The following is an 18587-nucleotide window of genomic DNA, read 5'->3' on the forward strand; positions in this document are numbered from 1 at the left end:
TTTTGCTTATCGCAGAAACCTGGAGATTTCCTAGCGTGATTCAGAGATTATCTCAGTTTCGACTATGTTTTTTTGGAGGCAGTTTCTCAATCTGCTAATTTTATTTGCATGGATGGTTGTTAGCCTTATCCACTCTACATGAAGGAGACGAATGTTGGCCCGAGGATACGCAGGTTGAGAGAATCCAGGGATTATACGCAGGAGTATGTTGCGGCGAGGCTGGGGATCGGGGCAACGGCTTACGGCAATATTGAGCGGGGCGATGTAAAGCGGATCACACTGGGGCGGTGGATGGAGATTGCGCGGGTGCTGGGCGTGCATTATTCAGAGATTTTCGAGGGGATGGAAGCGCCGCATGCTCCTTTATACCGTTCGTCTTCGCAGGACCTGGCGGCGCTGGTGGAATATTTCAGGAAGGACAAATTACTGTTATATGAATTGCTGAAGAACTACCGGGAGTTGTTCGGCAAGCTGGAGCAGCTGTTGCAGAGCAGCAACAAAGCTATCCAGCAGGTGATGCAGATGCAGCTGGAGATACACCAGCAATTGCTGGAGCACCGGCGTTGAGCGGCCTTTTATCCATTGTTTAGAATTGTAACCTAAAGCTGCCGAATATCCCGAACCTTTTTTCGTAAGGCTCACCGGGGAGGGGTTTCGGCGCTACCCTCCACACAAAATCGACCCTTAGGAACTTGAGGATGTTCTCCACGCCGGTGCCTACTTCGATGTAGGGATTACCTTCCAGCGTTTTGAAAGGATAGCCGGCGGTGAGGTTGAGCGCCTTGTTCTCATTGCTGAGCTTGCCGATCACGCCTTTGGCGGTCCAGAACTGGCGGAACTTCAGCTTCCTGATGCCGGGAATGTAATTGAAGATACCGCTGCCGATGGTATGTTCCACGTTGAAGCCGGCGTATTGGTCGCTGATGAACTCGTAGCGGTTCATCATGTTGAAAGCGTATTTGTTGTAGTAGTAAATTTCGTTGCCGGGATGAATCTCCAGCATGGTGTAAGGCAATGCGCCGCTGCTGAATATTTTGCCGCCGAAGAAATTATAGTAGATCGTTCCGAACGGCGGTGTTTTGACGTAATCGGAAACGGTGAACGAGGCTTTGTGGTAGTTGTAATTGCTTTTGAACACGCCTTTCAGGCCCAGGGCATATTTCAGCTCTACGATGGGGTATTTGCTGCCCAGGCTGAAGCGGTAGTAATTCCCTTCCAGGAATTCTTCGTGGAAAGCGTAACGGAGTTTTACGGCCACTTCCATATTGGTAAGCGGGTCCAGCCCGTTGCCATTATGCGGGAAGAAGCCGCCCGTGGGCAACGGCGCGTAGGGCATGAATTGTTTATGCACTACGGACACATGATGGGAGAAACCGGAATAATATTCTTTGTAAAACTCCGCGCGTTTCTCGTCTATCAGCATGAACTTCTGCGGGACGCCGGACTTGCGGATGGCCAGCGAAAAGATGTTGTCCGTTCCCACTTCATCGTAGTAATTGGCGCCATTGTCCAGGTCGCGGATGAACGAGCCGTATACATACATGCGCGGGTGCCGTTTGAGCAGCCAGAGGGCGGAGGCCTTGCCTTTGAAATGCTGGTCGGTGAAGCCGTATGCCAGGTAACCGTTGAGGTAAAGGTCTTTGTGGAATTTGGGAGTGGTGCCCAGGTCGAACCGCACCCTGAAGCCTTCCAGCTTGTTCTGTGAAAAGAGGTACCAGTAAGGACCCCATTCGAGCATGCCGAAAGGTTTATATCCTGTTGCGAGGAAGCGGATGGTGTTAGAGTATTTCTGGAACAGGGGCATTTTCTGCAGGGTGTCCACCATTTTGTAGATGGACTGCTCATTCTTGCTCAGACCTTCGTGGCGGTTGCTTTCCCAGAAGGTCTCGGAGCGGTAGCGCGCGCTGTCTGTCAATACAATGTTCTCCGGGTATCTTTTCTCTGCGAAGAGGTTGGCAACGGAAGTATCATTGACCATTACCTTTTCGTAGGTGGTGGTTTTGCGGCCGATGAAGTCCATGGTTTTGGTGGGTTTGAGGCCGGGCGTCCAGAAATCGACGATGAACTTATCTTTTGCCAGGAACCATCCGCTGCTGTCCGGGAAAGGCTTGTATTCCTGCACCATGCTGATCTTGCGCACGAAATTGATATTGGCGTCTCCCGGTACGGCCATGGTCATTTTCTGTATGGCGAAAGTGGAATCCTGCACCCACATTTCACCGATAAAAGCGTTCTCGCCTTTCCTGCGGGGCTGGAAGTTCATTTTGATGAAACGCTGTTGGTTGATATACTGCGTGTCTGTGATCCGGTAGCTGTAATAAAGCGCGCCGCTGTTACTGATGGGACTTACGAAGCTTTTGTCGAACACAGGAATGTGATTGTCGTATATGTTCACGTTCTGGTACATGCCACCGAGGAACTTGGAAACGCTTTCATTGTCGAGCCCTGAAGTGCGGGATGCCTTGATAATTTCTTTGGTTTTTTTCGGGCTGCGCTGGAAGTAGTAATCGGAGATGCTTTCTGTGAGAAAAACCGGGAGGAAGGGTTTGGTTTCCGAAGTACTGTCTATATTCTGGAGTATGAAGGAGAATGGTTTGGTAAAACGGTTCCTGGAGAGTTTGGCGGTATTGAGGTTTTTGATATCGAGTTCCAGCTTGTTGTAGATCTCGTAGCGGTAGTTGCTGAGGCGGTCGTAGTTATTATCCGGCTTCCGGCGGATGATGTGCCGGAGGAGGATAAGAGCGAAGTTGACGTTGGCTTTTACTTCGTGTTGTTTGAGGGAAACGTCGCCGCGGGAGATCTCGAAATTGAGCGTCTGGTCTTTGAGGGTCTTGTCTACAAAGAGCACGGTGCGCTGGTATCCCATCACTCTCACCATCAACGAATCGGAGGGGATGGCGGGCAGTTCGAAGAGGAAAGAGCCTTCCGCGTCGGTGACCATGCCCGTATTGGTGCCTACAAACTGAAGCGTGGCAAAGGGGATCAGTTCCTGGGTGTGCGCGTCCTTTACTTTACCGCTGATCTTGTACTGGGCGCTGATAGGTAAGAAGCTGATGATGCAAATAATTAAAGCTATGGTTCGTTTCCGGCCGGTCATACACGAGGCAAATTAGAGATTTTCGCAGTAATAAGGCGAATTGTGGTTAAATGGGACAGTTTTATAACAATATTTTACCGTTTACCCGGGTGAATTATGTCCGGATCATGGGAAATGTTGGCATAGTTACCTACTAAAGACGTGCGCCGGCTTCAGTACCCCTATAACGGAGGTGAGAGCCTCAAGGTTACTATGTCAATTTCCTGCAGGCCGTCCTGCTATCTTTTAAAATACATGGACAGGATGACCGACCCGCAGACCATAACGCGTCCCGCCACTCTATTTATACAATAGCATGCCAGTTTTTTCTCCGGGAAAAAAAGCTAACTTTGACGCACAAAGTGCTTTTATGAACGAGCAACAACATCTTGATTCCCTTCATGATATCAAGCGCATTATGGAGCGCTCCACCCGCTTTATGTCCCTTAGTGGTCTTGGCGGTGTTGGCGCAGGTATCAGCGCGCTCATAGGCGCCTTCTTTGCCTGGAAGCTGCTGGAGGGGGAAACGCGGTCTTCCCGCGCTGAAGGGCTTGGCTCTTACGGCGCGCCGGCAGACAACCTGCTGGTGCTCCAATTGCTCCTCATTGCAGGCGCCGTGCTGGTGGCAGCCCTGGGCACCGGGTTTTTCTTCACCTGGCGCAAAGCCCAGGCACAGGGTCTTCCCGTTTGGGATGCCTCCGCCCGTAAAGTGACTTACAACCTCGCCATCCCGCTGTTCGCCGGCGGGTTGTTCATCGCCGGGTTGTTGTACAACGGCTACGCCGGGCTTGCAGCGCCCGCCTGTCTCGTTTTCTACGGCCTCGCGCTGGTGAATGCCAGCAAATACACGGTTACAGACATCCGGTACCTCGGCTACGCCGAAATACTGATCGGCATACTGGCGCTTTTTAATCTTTATAACGGCCTATTCTTCTGGGCATTGGGCTTCGGCGTGATGCACATTTTTTACGGAGCCCTCATGTGGTGGAAATACGAAAGAAACCCCGCAGCATAAACCTCGTCGCATGAACCCGATCGGTAACCTGAATAAAATATTTGAAAGCCGCATCCGCCTGGGCGTAATGAGCGTACTGATGGTGAACGTGAACGAGGAAGTGAGCTTCAACGACCTGAAAGAAGTGCTGGAAGTGACGGACGGCAACCTCGCCTCCCATCTTTCCACGCTGGAGGAAAATGCCTATATCAAGGTGCACAAAGGGTTTATCGGGCGAAAGACCAACACCACCTACTCCATCACCAAAGCCGGCGAAAAAGCCTTCAAAGGCCACCTCGCCGCACTGGAAGCCATGATCAAGTTTAACCAGTAGGCCCGCTTTTTTTCATCTAAACAAAACTACATGCCTGTTCAAAAGCGCTTCTTCGGTTTTCGCCATGCTTTTAACGGACTCGGCTTGTTCCTGCGCAGCGAATCCAACGGGCGCATGCACGCTGCCGCCACGGTAGCGGTGATCGCGCTGGCCGCCTGGCTCAGGTGTTCACTCACAGAATGGGCCATGCTGGCTATTGTTACAGGTATGGTATGGCTTACGGAAATGCTCAATACCGCGATAGAAAAGATCATGGACTATGTGCAGCCGGACATCCACCCAAAAGTAAAATGGATCAAAGACGTATCCGCCGGCGCAGTGCTGGTCGCTGCTGCCACGGCGCTGGTTGTAGGAGGGATTGTTTTTGTGCCGAAGCTGCTGGCGCTTTGAATGGCTATTACATTAAAAGAAAAAGCGGTTGCCCCATCCGGAACAACCGCTTTTCTATCCGGAATAATATCAAATCAAAAATCAACCCCCATCGCAAAGGTCACCAGCGGCTTGCCCCTGAAGAAGCCCGTCATTGGCCAGCCGGCGTCTACCCTTAAGAAGTAACCCAACAGCGTTGTTCTGGCGCCGAAACCATAACCGCCCACGAACGGCCCGAGGAATCCTTCCTTGATCCGCACCACTATGCCTTCAGGATTGGTGTAGGTGGTGTAATTGGCGTCTTTGAAAGACAGCTTCTGGTTCCAGGCGGTACCAATGTCTATGAAGGTCATCAGCTGGAAGTTGCGCAGGAACGCGGAATTGATCGGTTTGTCGATGAAAGTGGTGAACACGGGCAAACGCAATTCAGTGTTCATCAGCATCACGTTGTTCCCGTTCCTGATATTCTGTTTGTAGCCGCGCATATTCACCGCCAGCGTCTGGTAGGCGTAATTCTCGTTGGGATTGGGCTGGCGGTTGGTGTAAATGTCAGGTTTGATCAACCAGTTGTCGACCCCGCCGAGGAAATAGATCAGCTTGCGGCTGCCCATGGAAAGGTCTGCGGCAAACCGAGTAGCCCATATGAAGTTGCGGTGTATTTCCACGTAATGCCGCGCATCGATGCCCATGTTGTAAGTGAACTTGCCCTTGGGCGTTACATCGTTGAACACGGTATTCCGGTTGCTCTTCACCTGCGACATCAGGTCTGCATAGATCTTATACCGTGTGCCCTTGTAAATATTGATAGCCGGGTTCAGCACATTATCGTGCACGTATTCCAGGCGGGCCAGTACGTTGGTCTCTTTATAGTTCGGCTCTTTGAGCGAAATTTCATCGTTGGCGAGTATCACCATCTCGTCTGTACGCAAGCCGGCGGAAATGCGGAAGCTGCGCACCACGTCGAAAGGATAACGGACTTCCAGCTGGTAGATGTTCGTTTTATTTTTGATCGGGTAATCGTATTCATCCCCGGCCTGGTCGCGATAGATCACGCCGCCTTTTTCGACCTTACGGTAGTAGCTGAACTTATAGTCGAAGCGCTTCTTGAGGTATGCGAAAGAAAACAGGTATTCCGTACCATCCAGCGCAAGCGGGATGCGGAAGGCGCCGCTGAATTTGTAATCCTCCATCAGGTCGCTGATGCCGATGCGCACGAGGCCGTTCACCGGGTCCGTAAGGCGGATAGGTTGGTTAGGAGGCCCCATGTACGGCTGGTAACGGTTCATCAGCACCGAGTTATCCAGTTGCGCCACGAGGTAGTCGGACGAGAACTTGAGCCTGTAATTGCTCAGCCTGGCGGATTTGAGCACCGGCGGTTCTTTTGGCGCGGTAGCGATCATTTCCGCGGGAGCTGCAGTATCTGCCGGTTCGTTGCCGAACTCGTTCTGGAAGAAGTTATTCTGTTTGGAGGCAGTGTCTTTCTGGTACACGCTGGGCAGGCCGAGCTTGAGGCTGTCTTCCCTCATCTGCGCCATCCGGTAACGGGTGGGCCTGGCGGTTACGTTGCGCCTGCGCAGGGTATTGGTATCCACCTTCAGCTTGTACAGGCGTTTGTAATCGCCTACCTGCACCACTTCAGACACCATACCCTGGTCTCCCGCGATCCTGGATTCTTTGATACCATACTGGTAGTTGGTAACCGGGAACACGTAAGTGGAATCGTTGGTAATGGCAATGGCCTGCACGGAATCCGGCGCAGTGGAGCCGTATTCTGCGAGTGCGGAATCCAGTTCTTCCTTGTCAGGATTGTGCAGTATCTCCGCGCCTACGAAATACAACGAATCCACGCCGGCCCGCTCGGATTTGAAGAATCCGGCGTAGCGGTTGTTGATACCGTTGGCGTCGCTTACGAAGGTGAAGTGGGTGGTGTTGTATTGAACAGGCAGGCGTGCATTGCCGTACGCGAGGTTTGTGAGCTGGGAGATCTGTTTTTCGGAAGACTTGTTCCAGTTATCGATCAGGAAGATGTTGTAATTGTTGTGTGGCAGCACGGTATCTGCGCTGCGGGCTTTCGGGCCGGGGCGGTTGGAAGCGTAAATGATGCCGCTTTTACCGGGGAAGGCCACGAACGAAGGATCGAGATCGTCGTAGACGTCGTTGGTGATCTGTTCTGTTTTGCCGTTGCTGATGCTGTAGGTAAAGATATCCGTATGCCCGTTCTTCACGGCGCTCAGCAGCAGGGAATTGTCGAACTCGAAGAAATATTTCATGTCTATCACCCTGTCGAACTGCGGGAGGTCCTGCCTGATGGTGATCTTGGTGATCAGGTCGTATACCATCAGTTTGGTTTTGCCTTCATGTTCGTATACAATGGCCAGGCGGTTGCCTTTCTGGTTCCAGGCCAGCAGGGGATAGTTGGGGTCCAGCTTGGAGCTGTATTGCTTCACGCCGCTTTTGAGCAGCACTTTGGTGGTGCTCCAGCCCAGGTTGATCTTCACTTTGTAAAGCCCTTTGGTGTATTCCACCACGGCATACATACTGTTTTTGGGATTGGCCTGGTAGCGGTAGTAGTCCCTTTTGCCTATTTCGTTGGAGATCACGCCGGTGCCGCGGGTAACCTGGCGGCGGCGGCGGTTGTCTTCCTGGTAGCGTTTCATGGTGTAGGTCATGAAATCTTTCATGGCCTCTTTGGGTTTCATGTGCAGCACCTGTTCGAAGCCTTTTTTGAGGCCGCGGTTGATGCGGGTGATATACATGAGGTAAGGCACGGCGTCTTTCCCGTATTTACTTTCCACGTAATACCAGAAAGCCTGACCGGCCAGCAGCGGCTTGTCTAACGCCAGCTGGTTGAAGGTGGTATATTTCCCGGAAGCCATCACGGCCTTCAGTTCTTCGTCCAGCTTAGCGCTCCAGTTTTCGGCGGCATAGGAAATGAAGCCGTCGGTGAACCAGTTGGGGAAATCGAGCAGCACGGCATTGCCTGCGAATTCGCCGATATCTTCCCCGAAGAGCAAGGTTTCCAGCATCACGCGGGCAATACCCTGGCGGATCTGGCGGCGGAGATTGGTATGGTCGCCGTCGAAATACACGAGCAGCTTGTTGCCCACGAGCTTGGTGACGCCGCCGGTGTTCTGCCAGTCTATCCCGATGCCGATATTGGATTGTTTGAATTCGCCGAAGTTGTTGTACACCACAATATTTACTTTCTGCCTGAAGGTATATTCCATGAATTCCTCCAGCTGGGGCAATTCCTTTTCCGCGGTCTGCGCCACATACTTTCCGAGTTCGAGGCCGTTCTGGGCGAAATAGGTGTTAAAATGACGGGTGGTGTAAAAGCGCCATTTGAAGTTTTTGAACTGAACCCTGTTTTGACCGAATTCTACAGTATTCGTCTGTGCCTGAACGTGAAACGTACCAATCGATAGGAAAAGGAAAAACAAGAATGACCTGGTAATAAATCGGTTCATACGGAAAGTATTGATAATATTGTGTTGCGAATTAAAATTAGTAAAAAAGGTCTAACAATGTTCGAAATCAGATATTTCACGGTGAATCCCTTCGAGGAAAACACTTACGTACTAATTAACGAACAAAAGCAGTGTATCATTATAGACCCGGGCTTTTATTATCAAAATGAACGGGATGAATTCCTTCAGTTTATACGGGAAAACGGGCTCACTGTTGCCCGGCTGCTGAATACCCACTGCCACCTGGACCACATCTTCAGTAATGCGCTGGTCGTAAAAACGTTCGGCCCGGGCCTGGAAATGCACCAGAAAGACCAGGTGGTGCTGGACCGCTCGCAACAAAGCGCTTCCATGTACAACCTGCCTTTTGAGCCTTCGCCCATGCCCAAAAGCTACCTGGAGGAGGGAGATAAAGTGAAGCTGGGAGACGATGAGCTGGAGGTGATCCTCACCCCTGGCCATTCCCCCGGCAGCATTTCCTTTTACAGCGCCAAACAGGGTTTTGTGATCGCGGGTGATGTGCTTTTTAAACAGAGTGTAGGCCGTTCGGACTTCCCGGGAGGTAATTTTGAAACACTAGCCCGCAGCATCCGCCAGAAACTCTACAAGCTGCCGGACGATACCATCGTATACCCGGGCCACGGCCCTTCGACCACTATCGGGTTCGAAAAGCTGCATAACCCCTTCGTTCCGGAAGACCCCACGGCCAATTTCGCTTAAGAGAGGCAGGAAACGGCTGTTCCGCAGCCATTACGGCGCTTTTCGTACTTCGGCATCATGGCCTCAGACCTTCCTGCGCCCCAGCAGCCGGGTGAATTCGCTGCGTTCCATGAACAGTATAACGGCCATGTATATACCCATGCCCAGCAAGCCGCAGACCTGCAGCGTCCAGAAACCGGGATGCTGCGAGCGGAGCCAGCCGTGACCGGCGTATATCAGCGCGGCCAGCCCCAGGTAGAAAAGTATCCGCTTCACGTCGTAAGGGACGGGGTAATATTTCTGTCCCAGCACGTACGAGACGGTCATCATAAAGGCATAGCAGACGAAAGTGGCCCAGGAAGAGCCGGTGTAGCTGAACTGCGGGATCCACCAGATGTTCAGCCCCACGGTGATAAGCGCCCCGGCCAGGGTGATCCAGGCGCCGGTCATATTGCGGTTGGTGAGCTTGTACCAGATGGTGAGGTTGTAGTATATTCCAAGGAAAACCGTTGCCATGGCGAGTATCGGTACGATATGCATGCCTTCCGCATAACGTTTGTCCGGCCCGCGCGTAATGAACAATATCCAGAAATCAATGAAAAGGGACACCACCAGGAACACCGCTCCCAGCGCCATTACGAAGAACTTCATCACCCGGGCATAGGTATGCTGGGCATCCTCGTTCCTGCTCTGGTTGAAAAAGAAGGGCTCGGCCCCCATCCTAAACGCCTGGATAAAAACGGTCACGAGCACGGCCAGCTTGTAATTGGCGCCGAAAATACCCAGCTGGCTGTCCGTCACCTCATCCGGGAAAGGGTATACTTTCGGGAAGATAAGCCGGCTCAGCATTTCGTTCACCATACCGCCCAGCCCTACGATAATGAGGGGCAGGCTGTACCGGATCACTTCCTGCCAGAGGCTCTTATCGAACAGCCAGCGGAAGGAAACGAACTCCCGGCTGATGTACAGCAGCCCGAAGAAGCTGGCCAGCAGGTTGGCGAGCATAAAGTATTCCACGCCGGCCTCGGGGTTGAACCATTGCATCCAGCTATGGCCTTCTTTATACAGCGCCGGGCACAGCACCAGGAAAAATATCGTAAGCAGGATCTGGGTGACGATGGTCAGTATCTTAACCAGCGCGAATTTTCGCGGCCTGCCTTCCTGCCTTATTTTGGCAAAGGGCATGGTGGCCAGCGTATCAAAAAAGAGAATACCGGCGGCCAGCACTACCAGGTCGGTTTGACCGTGAAGGTCCAGCATTGCGGCTAGCGGCCCTGACCCTGCTATCAGCAGCAACGCAAACAGGGTGGTGGATACGATGAGGGAAATGCTCAGTGTATTGAACAGCCGTTCTTTGTCCGTATTCTGCGCAAACCTGAAATAACTGGTCTCAAGCCCATAAGTGAAAAGGACGTTCATAAAGGAAATGAAGGCGTACACCTGGGTCATCACCCCGAACTTCTCTGTGACGAAAATGCTGGTGAGGAACAGTTGCAGCACAAACCCCAGCATCCGCTGCACAATGGTCGGCAACCCATACCAGATAGTCTGACCCGCCAGTTTCTTAATATTTCCCAATTCTATGAATTTGATCCAAAAATAATTGTTGGCTTATTCGTTTCCAAAGTTATTCCGCCGGTTGCTTTTTTTCTCGCTGAGGCGTTTTTTGAACTGGATGCGTTTTTCTATCATGGCCTTGGTGGGCTTCACTTTGATGCGTTTCTTCGGCACCACGAGCGCCTTCGCCAGCAGCTCGTTCATTTTCCGGATCACTTCTCCCTTATTGCCCAGCTGGCTGCGTTCGGTCTGGCTTTTCACCTGCAGCAGGCCTTCGGCATTCAGCTTGTCTGCCAGCTTAGCCAGCAGCCGTGCTTTCTGCTCTTCTGTCAGCAATGCGGAGGCGGCGATATCGAAATACCCTTCCACCATGGTTTCCACCTTGTTCACATTCTGCCCGCCCTTACCGCCGCTGCGTGCAGTCCTGAATTTTATTTCTGATGATACATCCGGCATAACGCAATGCTTATCTTTAACCACAAATGTAAGACGAATAATCATGAGGGTAGTTATACAACGCGTCGCACAGGCTTCGGTCTCCATCGGCGGCAGGGTAAGATCAGCCATAGAGCATGGCCTCCTGGTGCTGCTGGGCATTGAAGAGGCGGATGGGCAGGAAGACATTGCCTGGCTTAGCGCGAAGATCGTGAACCTGCGCATCTTCAACGACGATGCCGGCGTGATGAACAAAAGCGTGCTGGAAACAGGGGGAAACATCCTGCTCGTCAGCCAGTTCACCCTCCACGCCTCCACGAAAAAAGGCAACCGCCCCTCGTACATCAAAGCGGCTAAGCCCGATACCGCCATACCGTTGTATGAACAAATGATCGCGCAGCTGGGGAAAGACCTCGGCAAATCCGTGCACACCGGGGAATTTGGCGCAGACATGCAGGTGGCGCTGGTGAACGATGGCCCCGTGACCATCATTATCGACACGAAAAACCGCGAGTAGATTAACTTTATAAAAATATCCGCACATGACCATCAAAGAAGCCCAGGAACGGGTAGACCAATGGATCAATACCACCGGCGTCCGTTATTTTTCGGAGCTCACGAACATGGCTATACTCACAGAAGAAGTAGGGGAAGTGGCCAGGATCATCTCCCGGCAGTATGGCGACCAGTCCTTCAAAGAATCCGACAAAAAGAAAGAACTGGCAGACGAGCTGGCCGATGTGCTCTGGGTGCTGCTTTGCCTGGCCAATCAAACCGGGATAGACCTGGACGTGGCGCTGGAAAAGAACTTCGATAAAAAGAACATCCGTGACGCCAGCCGGCATAAGGATAATGAAAAACTCAGATAATCATTACCTTGAAAATGTAATATTAATATAATACGTTGTTTCGAATTTCGATTTTATATTTGCGCGACTATGGCAACAGATCAGAATAAGTTCCAGGCGATCATTTCGCACTGTAAAGAATACGGTTTTATTTTCCAATCCAGCGAAATATACGACGGGTTGAGCGCGGTATATGACTACGGCCAGTACGGCGCGGAGCTGAAAAAAAACATCCGCGACTACTGGTGGAAAAGCATGACGCAGATGCATGAGAACATCGTGGGCATCGACTCCGCGATCTTCATGCACCCCACCATCTGGAAAGCTTCCGGCCACGTGGATAATTTCAGCGATCCGATGATCGACAATAAGGACAGCAAGAAACGTTACCGTGTAGACCACCTGATAGAAGCTTATGCGGACACGTTGCCCGAAGCGGAGAAAGACGCCGTGATCGCCAACATGGAAGCGCTGCTGAAAGAAAACGATTACGCGGGACTGAAGAAATTCATCGAAGATAAAAAGATCGTTTGCGGTGTAAGCGGCACGGCCAACTGGACGGATATCCGCCAGTTCAACCTCATGTTCTCCACCCAGTTGGGGAGCGTGGCCGAAGACGCCAGCGAAATATATCTCCGTCCTGAAACTGCGCAGGGCATTTTCGTAAATTTCCTGAACGTGCAGAAAACCGGCAGGATGAAGATACCGTTTGGTATTGCACAGGTGGGTAAAGCTTTCCGTAACGAGATCGTTGCCCGCCAGTTCGTATTCCGCATGCGCGAGTTCGAGCAGATGGAGATGCAGTTCTTCGTTCGCCCCGGCACACAGCAGGAATGGTATGCTTACTGGAAAGAAGAGCGCATGAAATGGCACAAGAGCCTGGGCCTGAAACCTGAGCACCTGCAATACCACGACCACGCCAAGCTGGCCCACTACGCTGATGCGGCGGTGGACATCGAATATAATTTCCCGATCGGTTTTAAAGAAGTGGAAGGCATCCACTCCCGCACAGACTTCGACCTGAGTCAGCACCAACAGTATTCCGGCAAAAAGATGCAGTACTTCGATCCCGAGATCAACCAGAACTACATCCCGTATGTGGTGGAAACATCTATCGGCCTGGACCGCTGCTGCCTGATGGTGCTGAGCGAAGCGTACGAAGAGCAGGACCTGAGCGTGGGCGATAAGCAGGACAGCCGCGTGGTGCTGAAGTTCCCGCCGAAGCTGGCGCCGATCAAGCTGGCGATCCTTCCTTTAACAAAAAAAGACGGCCTGCCTGAGATCGCGAAAGAACTGATGGCGGATTGCAAGAAAAATTTCTACTGCTATTACGAGGAAAAAGACAGCATCGGCAAACGTTACCGCCGCCAGGATGCGATCGGTACACCTTTCTGCGTTACTATCGACCACCAGACGAAAGAAGACGGCACCGTAACCGTACGCCACCGCGACAGCATGGAGCAGGAACGCATCCCGCTCACTGCTGTGAAAGAAATGGTGATGAAATCGATGATGGAATAAACTAAAGAGACATACAACAAAAGGCTGACGAACAGGTCAGCCTTTTGTGTTTTATAACAAGTGTTTTATTATTTCTTCTCCAGCGCCGTCAACCGTTTTTCCTGCGCTTCGATCTTCTTATGCTGATCGATGATGATCAGCGTGAGCTCTTCAATTTTCTGCAACAGCGCAGCCTGGTTGCTGCCAAGGTCAAGCCCTTTCTCGGCGACGTCTGCCGCAGAAGGCACGCCAGGCAAGTGTTTGTGTGTGCGGACGAAATTTTCCAATTCAGGAACGGAAGGTGTTTTATAACCGGGGTTAAATACAAAATCCGGCCAGTTAACCTGCAGCTTAACCTTTACTTTCTCAGCCAGGATGTTTCCTGCAACAGCTAGCCTGTTGCCATGGGTTTCCGTAGTGCCAATGCCGATGTTGTCTTGCGCGTCTGCATGCAGGAATATTTTTTGCGTGCTGTGATTATAGAAATTGAAAGAACTGTTGTTAGATGTAATGCTGTAGTAAGCAAGGTTCGGCTTTTCAAAGATCAGCTCTGTGGAATTCACACTATTTGTTTTGAGAAAAAGCGACCTCTTTCCGTGGATGTCACCATCCACTGTTAACTTCGCCGTGGGGCTGGTTGTGCCGATGCCAACGTTGCCCCCCTGCGCGATGTACATCCTGTACGCATTGCCGGTGTAAAACTTGAGCGTGCCTGTGGGAGCCGTTGTCTGCAGGATTATATCGCCGATGGCGTTGTACAGCCGGATGCCGGCGTCGCTGGACGTATACCCGAAAGAGCCTGCGTTCACGCCGTTTTGCTGCCATATCTGGTACAAGCTAGTGTATCCGGCCGCAGGGTCCTGCGTAGATTTTTGAAGAATGTGGGAATTGACTTCCAAAGGGGCGCCCTGAGAATATGCGTTTATAACGCAGGTTAACAGGAGGGCTAACCAGGTAAGGGATCGGGTTGCCATAATTTTTTTTCAAAGATATTAGTTATCCATATAATTCCAAATGAATATCATGCCGGTCGTACCCCATTGCCTGTATCTTCTGCTTCGCCTCATCGATCATCGCTTTCCAGCCGCAGAGGAAAAAATTGGCCGGCCGGCGGTCTGCCAGCAGTTCTTCGTACACGGAATGCACATAACCCTTACGGCCCGTCCAGGATGGGTGGTCTTCGCGGGAAAGCGTGGGAATGTAGTGGAACCCGGGCATTTCGGCTTCCAGCTGGCGCATTTCTTCCTTGTAAAGCATATCCTTTTCATAACGCACCCCGAAAATAAGGTAGATATTGGGATGGGGAAGCTGGTGCAGGTGCAGGTGATGCACCATGGACCGGAAAGGCGCAATGCCAGTGCCGGTGCATACCAGGAAGATGTCCTTTTCCATCGGCTCGGGCAGCGTAAACTTGCCCAGCGGGCCCTGCAGCAGCAGCTCGCTGCCTTCGCGTATCTCGTTGAACAGGTAAGTAGTGCCCGCGCCGCCTTCCAGCAACACGATCACCAGCTCGATCTCCGGGCTGCCGTTGGGATGGCTCGCGATGGAATAGCTTCGCCAGCGCTTGTTCTTCTTCTCGTGGATAGGAAGGTCCAGGGTAACAAACTGACCCGGCTTGAACTCGAAAGCGGCCTTTTCAGGAATGCGGATCCAATACCTCCTCGTGTTATGCGTCTCATTCACAATCTTCGTTACCACGCCTGTATACCATTGTTCGGACATGTATGAGGGATTTATGTAAAATGAACTTGTGGCAGATTTGACCTCATTTAAATTACGCAAAAAATTAACAATAACCGAAATCAACCCCAAATCGCATCTGTCCAAAATGCCTTATCTTTGCCATCTTCATGAATTTGCAGGGTGTTTTACAGTTATATGAACGCGACCCCCGCCTGAAATCACTGGCGGACGGGATCATATTGCCCAACCCCGGCTATTTTCACCTTACCGGCCTTACGGGCAGCGCCGCGGCCTTCGTAGCATCGGCTGCCTGGAACGCCACCGGGCTCAACCACCTCGTTATTCTCAACGACAAAGAGGAGGCGGCCTACTTCCACAACGATCTCGAACAGCTGACCCAGGCGCTGGATATCTTCTATTTCCCGGATTCGTTCAAGAAAACGGGCCAGTTCCAGGAATACAACAGCAGTCACAGCATGCTGCGCACCGAAGCGCTCATGAAATTGACCGGCAGCAGTGTGCACAAAAAAATACTGGTCACCTACCCGGAAGCCCTTTACGAAAAAGTAGCCGGCAACACCGCCTACAATGCCAACATGGTGCACGTAAAGGTCGGGGAAACCCTTAAAGTGGACGCGTTGCTGGAAAAGCTCATCAGCTGGGGTTTTGAGCATTCCGATTTCGTATACGGCCCCGGCCAGTACGCCGTGCGCGGAGGCATCCTGGACATTTATTCCTTCGGCAACGAAAAGCCTTACCGTATGGAGCTGTTCGGCGATGAAGTGGATTCCATCCGCCTCTTCGACCCCGAAACCCAGCTCAGCGAACGCAAGCTCATGCAGGTAACGCTCATCGCCAATATGGACACACGGGCCGTTACCCACCAGAAGATGAGCCTGCCGGACTTTCTCCCGGCAAATACCGTGGTCTGGATCAAAGATCCGTCTTATGTACAGGGCGTGATAGGCCAGATGGAAGAGCGGCTGGCAGACTGGCTGCAAACCGGAAACAAGGTGCGCGTCACGGAAGATGAAGAAATGCAGCTCGCCGCCGAAGATTTTGAAACCGCTGAAAAACTGATGCAGCAATTGTTGCAGCGTTCCTGCATCGTGTTCGGCCCGCATTTTAATTTCGATAAAGTGCCGGCAGGCGTGCAGGAAATAGCCTATCAGACTACGGAACAACCGGTGTTCAACCGCCAGTTCGACCTGCTGATAAAAGACCTCGGCAAACACAACGCCGCAAGATCGTCCATATTCATTTTCGCCGAAAACCCGCGCCAGCTGGAACGTTTGCGGAGCATTTTTGAAGACCTGAAGGCGGATATTCCCTTCTACCCGATCCCTGTAGCCATCAGCACAGGGTTCATAGACAACGACCTGAAGGTGGTGTGTTATACAGACCACCAGATCTTCCAGCGTTATCACAAATACAAGGTGAAACAGGCCTACAACAAGAACAAGGCCATCACCCTCAAAACGCTGAAAGAACTGCAGCCCGGCGATTACGTGACACATATCGATCATGGCGTGGGCGTGTACAGCGGCCTGCAGAAGATCGAATCGGGCGGAAAGATGCAGGAGGCGATCCGCATCATTTACAAGAACAACGACCTGCTGTATGTGAACATCAACTCACTGCACAAGATCAGCAAATACACCGGCAAAGAAGGCGTGGCGCCGAAAGTGAACAAGCTCGGCAGCGACGCATGGGAAAAGCTGAAGGAAAAGGCGAAGACCGAAGTAAAGGACATTGCCAAAGACCTCATCAAACTCTACGCCGCACGCAAGGCTCAGCAAGGGTTTGCGCACACGCCGGATACATACCTTCAAACAGAGCTGGAAGCCTCTTTTATTTACGAGGACACGCCGGATCAAAGCAAAGCCACCGCAGACGTGAAGCGCGATATGGAATCTCCTTCGCCGATGGACAGGCTGGTGTGCGGCGATGTAGGCTTCGGGAAAACAGAAGTGGCCGTGCGCGCCGCGTTCAAAACCGTGGTGGACGGGAAACAGGCCGCCGTGCTGGTACCCACCACCATCCTCGCTTTCCAGCACTATAAAACATTTTCCGAACGGTTGAAAGATTTCCCCTGCACCGTGGACTACATCAACCGCTTCAAATCCGCGAAAGAAAAGAAAGAAACGCTCAAGCGCCTCGAAGAAGGCAAAGTGGACATCATCATCGGCACCCATGCGCTGCTGGGAAAAGAAGTGAAGTTCAAAGACCTGGGCGTGATGGTGATAGACGAAGAGCAGAAATTTGGCGTAACCGCCAAGGAAAAGCTGAAGACCATGAAGGTGAACGTGGACACGCTCACACTAACGGCAACGCCTATCCCAAGAACACTGCAGTTCTCGCTCATGGGCGCCCGCGACCTTTCCGTGATCAACACCCCGCCGCCTAACCGTCAGCCCATCGAAACGGAAGTGCTGGTGTGGGATAAAGAGCAGATCCGCGATGCGATCTATTATGAAACGGAGCGCGGCGGGCAGGTGTACTTCATCCACAACCGCATCAACGGTCTCCGCGAAATGGCCGGCCTTATACAGGAGCTATGTCCCGACCTGAGCATTGCCACCGCGCATGGCCAGCTGGAAGGGCATAAGCTGGAAGAAGTGATCCTCGATTTCATTGACCGTAAATACGACGTGCTCGTATGCACCAATATCGTGGAAAGCGGCGTGGACATTTCCAATGCGAACACCATCATCATCAACAACGCTCATCACTTCGGCCTCAGCGACCTGCACCAGCTGCGCGGAAGGGTAGGGCGCAGCAATAAAAAAGCGTTCTGTTACCTGCTGGCGCCGCCAATGAGCACACTGCCGGCAGACAGCCGCAAGCGCCTTTCCACACTTGAGCAGCACAGCGAGCTGGGCAGCGGCTTCCAGATAGCCATGCGCGACCTGGACATCCGCGGCGCGGGCAACCTGCTGGGCGGAGAACAAAGCGGCTTCATCGCCGAGATCGGTTTCGACATGTACCAGAAGATACTGGACGAAGCGATCCGCGAACTGAAACAAACCGACTTCAAAGACCTGTTCAAAGAGCAGCTTGAAGAAAAGAAAGACTTCATCAACGACTGTACCATAGATACCGACCTGGAGATACTCATCCCCGATTCTTACGTGGAAAGCATCCAGGAAAGGCTAAACCTTTACCAGGAACTGGACAATATCACGAAAGAAGACAAGCTGGAAGAATTCATAAAAGGCATGGAAGACCGCTTCGGGCCTATCCCTGAGCCGGTTGCAGATCTCTTTACGATGATCCGCAGCCGCTGGATGGCGATAGAATTGGGTTTTGAGAAGATGATCCTGAAAGAAGAAACGCTGCGTTGTTATTTTATTAATAATCCTGACAGCCCCTACTTCGAATCGCCTACTTTCCAGCATATCCTGCATTATATCCAGACGCGCACCAACAACGCGCGCCTTAAGCAGATCGGCAAGAACTTCATGCTGATCGCAGACCGTATCAAAAACATGAACGACCTCCACAACTTCCTCCGCAAAATGACGGATGCACGCAATTAATCAATTGTAACATATCTTTGCCCCGAACGTTACACCCTCATTATTATTAACCTGACTTCAAACAAAAAAAACACAAAGAAAAGTTA

The 18587-nt window shown here is 51.9% G+C and carries 14 protein-coding genes and 1 pseudogene; 9 read left to right on the forward strand and 6 right to left on the reverse strand.

Annotated elements, in window-relative coordinates; all coding sequences use genetic code 11:
• Positions 1 to 138: 138 nt before the first annotated feature.
• On the forward strand, positions 139 to 567 hold the full coding sequence (locus R3I13_RS07475) for a helix-turn-helix domain-containing protein (protein WP_346317302.1): 429 nt from the start codon (positions 139 to 141) through the stop codon (positions 565 to 567).
• Between the two features lie 19 nt (positions 568 to 586).
• Here R3I13_RS07475 and R3I13_RS07480 read toward each other — a convergent pair whose 3' ends face one another.
• Positions 587 to 3097 carry a DUF5686 family protein gene (locus tag R3I13_RS07480; RefSeq protein WP_346317303.1) on the reverse strand — a complete coding sequence of 837 codons (2511 nt, stop codon included), beginning with the start codon at positions 3095 to 3097 and terminating at the stop codon, positions 587 to 589.
• 349 nt (positions 3098 to 3446) lie between these two features.
• Here R3I13_RS07480 and R3I13_RS07485 point away from each other — a divergent pair, with 349 nt between their 5' ends.
• The 3 genes from R3I13_RS07485 to R3I13_RS07495 are packed head-to-tail and all read left to right on the forward strand — an operon-like array spanning position 3447 to position 4794.
• Positions 3447 to 4091 (forward strand): hypothetical protein, encoded by a 645-nt coding sequence (locus R3I13_RS07485; RefSeq protein WP_346317304.1) that lies wholly within the window; start codon positions 3447 to 3449, stop codon positions 4089 to 4091.
• Positions 4092 to 4101: 10 nt separating this feature from the next.
• Positions 4102 to 4404 (forward strand): transcriptional regulator, encoded by a 303-nt coding sequence (locus R3I13_RS07490; RefSeq protein ID WP_346317305.1) that lies wholly within the window; start codon positions 4102 to 4104, stop codon positions 4402 to 4404.
• A 30-nt stretch (positions 4405 to 4434) separates the two neighbouring features.
• On the forward strand, positions 4435 to 4794 hold the full coding sequence (locus R3I13_RS07495; RefSeq protein ID WP_346317306.1) for a diacylglycerol kinase family protein: 360 nt from the start codon (positions 4435 to 4437) through the stop codon (positions 4792 to 4794).
• Positions 4795 to 4868: 74 nt separating this feature from the next.
• On the opposite strand, the gene R3I13_RS07500 is transcribed toward R3I13_RS07495, so the two are convergent.
• A complete protein-coding gene (locus tag R3I13_RS07500; protein WP_346317307.1) occupies positions 4869 to 8240 on the reverse strand; it encodes a hypothetical protein in 3372 nt (1123 codons plus the stop codon).
• Positions 8241 to 8297: 57 nt separating this feature from the next.
• Here R3I13_RS07500 and R3I13_RS07505 point away from each other — a divergent pair, with 57 nt between their 5' ends.
• Positions 8298 to 8960 carry an MBL fold metallo-hydrolase gene (locus tag R3I13_RS07505; protein ID WP_346317308.1) on the forward strand — a complete coding sequence of 221 codons (663 nt, stop codon included), beginning with the start codon at positions 8298 to 8300 and terminating at the stop codon, positions 8958 to 8960.
• A gap of 63 nt (positions 8961 to 9023) precedes the next feature.
• On the opposite strand, the gene R3I13_RS07510 is transcribed toward R3I13_RS07505, so the two are convergent.
• Complete coding sequence (locus R3I13_RS07510) at positions 9024 to 10517, reverse strand: polysaccharide biosynthesis C-terminal domain-containing protein (protein ID WP_346317309.1); 1494 nt, start codon at positions 10515 to 10517, stop codon at positions 9024 to 9026.
• Positions 10518 to 10550: 33 nt separating this feature from the next.
• Positions 10551 to 10934: pseudogene (gene arfB, locus R3I13_RS07515) on the reverse strand (alternative ribosome rescue aminoacyl-tRNA hydrolase ArfB); the annotation flags it as partial.
• A gap of 61 nt (positions 10935 to 10995) precedes the next feature.
• Between arfB and dtd the strand changes: the two are divergent.
• The 3 genes from dtd to R3I13_RS07530 all read left to right on the forward strand — a co-directional run bounded on the left by dtd (position 10996) and on the right by R3I13_RS07530 (position 13300).
• Entirely contained in the window at positions 10996 to 11448 is a 453-nt protein-coding gene (gene dtd, locus R3I13_RS07520) for a D-aminoacyl-tRNA deacylase (RefSeq protein ID WP_346317310.1), read from the forward strand.
• A 25-nt stretch (positions 11449 to 11473) separates the two neighbouring features.
• A complete protein-coding gene (locus tag R3I13_RS07525; RefSeq protein WP_346317311.1) occupies positions 11474 to 11800 on the forward strand; it encodes a nucleotide pyrophosphohydrolase in 327 nt (108 codons plus the stop codon).
• A 69-nt stretch (positions 11801 to 11869) separates the two neighbouring features.
• Positions 11870 to 13300, forward strand: coding sequence for a glycine--tRNA ligase (locus tag R3I13_RS07530; protein ID WP_346317312.1), 1431 nt, complete (start codon positions 11870 to 11872; stop codon positions 13298 to 13300).
• A gap of 68 nt (positions 13301 to 13368) precedes the next feature.
• Here the strand turns inward: R3I13_RS07530 and R3I13_RS07535 are convergent, their stop codons facing one another.
• Together R3I13_RS07535 and R3I13_RS07540 are read right to left on the reverse strand one after the other, a co-directional pair.
• Positions 13369 to 14115 (reverse strand): hypothetical protein, encoded by a 747-nt coding sequence (locus R3I13_RS07535; protein ID WP_346317313.1) that lies wholly within the window; start codon positions 14113 to 14115, stop codon positions 13369 to 13371.
• Positions 14116 to 14275: 160 nt separating this feature from the next.
• Positions 14276 to 15001 (reverse strand): FAD-binding oxidoreductase, encoded by a 726-nt coding sequence (locus R3I13_RS07540; protein WP_346317314.1) that lies wholly within the window; start codon positions 14999 to 15001, stop codon positions 14276 to 14278.
• 128 nt (positions 15002 to 15129) lie between these two features.
• Between R3I13_RS07540 and mfd the strand changes: the two genes are divergently transcribed.
• Positions 15130 to 18501 (forward strand): transcription-repair coupling factor, encoded by a 3372-nt coding sequence (mfd, locus tag R3I13_RS07545; protein WP_346317315.1) that lies wholly within the window; start codon positions 15130 to 15132, stop codon positions 18499 to 18501.
• Positions 18502 to 18587: the final 86 nt, after the last annotated feature.

The sequence above is a fragment of the Chitinophaga sp. YIM B06452 genome (genome assembly GCF_039655965.1).
GTDB lineage: Bacteria > Bacteroidota > Bacteroidia > Chitinophagales > Chitinophagaceae > Chitinophaga.

Coding starts and splice junctions, on each gene's coding strand:
- R3I13_RS07475 (WP_346317302.1), top strand. CDS start 139: ATGAAGGAGACGAATGTTGGCCCGAGGATACGCAGGTTGAGAGAATCC.
- R3I13_RS07480 (WP_346317303.1), bottom strand. CDS start 3,097: ATGACCGGCCGGAAACGAACCATAGCTTTAATTATTTGCATCATCAGC.
- R3I13_RS07485 (WP_346317304.1), top strand. CDS start 3,447: ATGAACGAGCAACAACATCTTGATTCCCTTCATGATATCAAGCGCATT.
- R3I13_RS07490 (WP_346317305.1), top strand. CDS start 4,102: ATGAACCCGATCGGTAACCTGAATAAAATATTTGAAAGCCGCATCCGC.
- R3I13_RS07495 (WP_346317306.1), top strand. CDS start 4,435: ATGCCTGTTCAAAAGCGCTTCTTCGGTTTTCGCCATGCTTTTAACGGA.
- R3I13_RS07500 (WP_346317307.1), bottom strand. CDS start 8,240: ATGAACCGATTTATTACCAGGTCATTCTTGTTTTTCCTTTTCCTATCG.
- R3I13_RS07505 (WP_346317308.1), top strand. CDS start 8,298: ATGTTCGAAATCAGATATTTCACGGTGAATCCCTTCGAGGAAAACACT.
- dtd (WP_346317310.1), top strand. CDS start 10,996: ATGAGGGTAGTTATACAACGCGTCGCACAGGCTTCGGTCTCCATCGGC.
- R3I13_RS07525 (WP_346317311.1), top strand. CDS start 11,474: ATGACCATCAAAGAAGCCCAGGAACGGGTAGACCAATGGATCAATACC.
- R3I13_RS07530 (WP_346317312.1), top strand. CDS start 11,870: ATGGCAACAGATCAGAATAAGTTCCAGGCGATCATTTCGCACTGTAAA.
- R3I13_RS07540 (WP_346317314.1), bottom strand. CDS start 15,001: ATGTCCGAACAATGGTATACAGGCGTGGTAACGAAGATTGTGAATGAG.
- mfd (WP_346317315.1), top strand. CDS start 15,130: ATGAATTTGCAGGGTGTTTTACAGTTATATGAACGCGACCCCCGCCTG.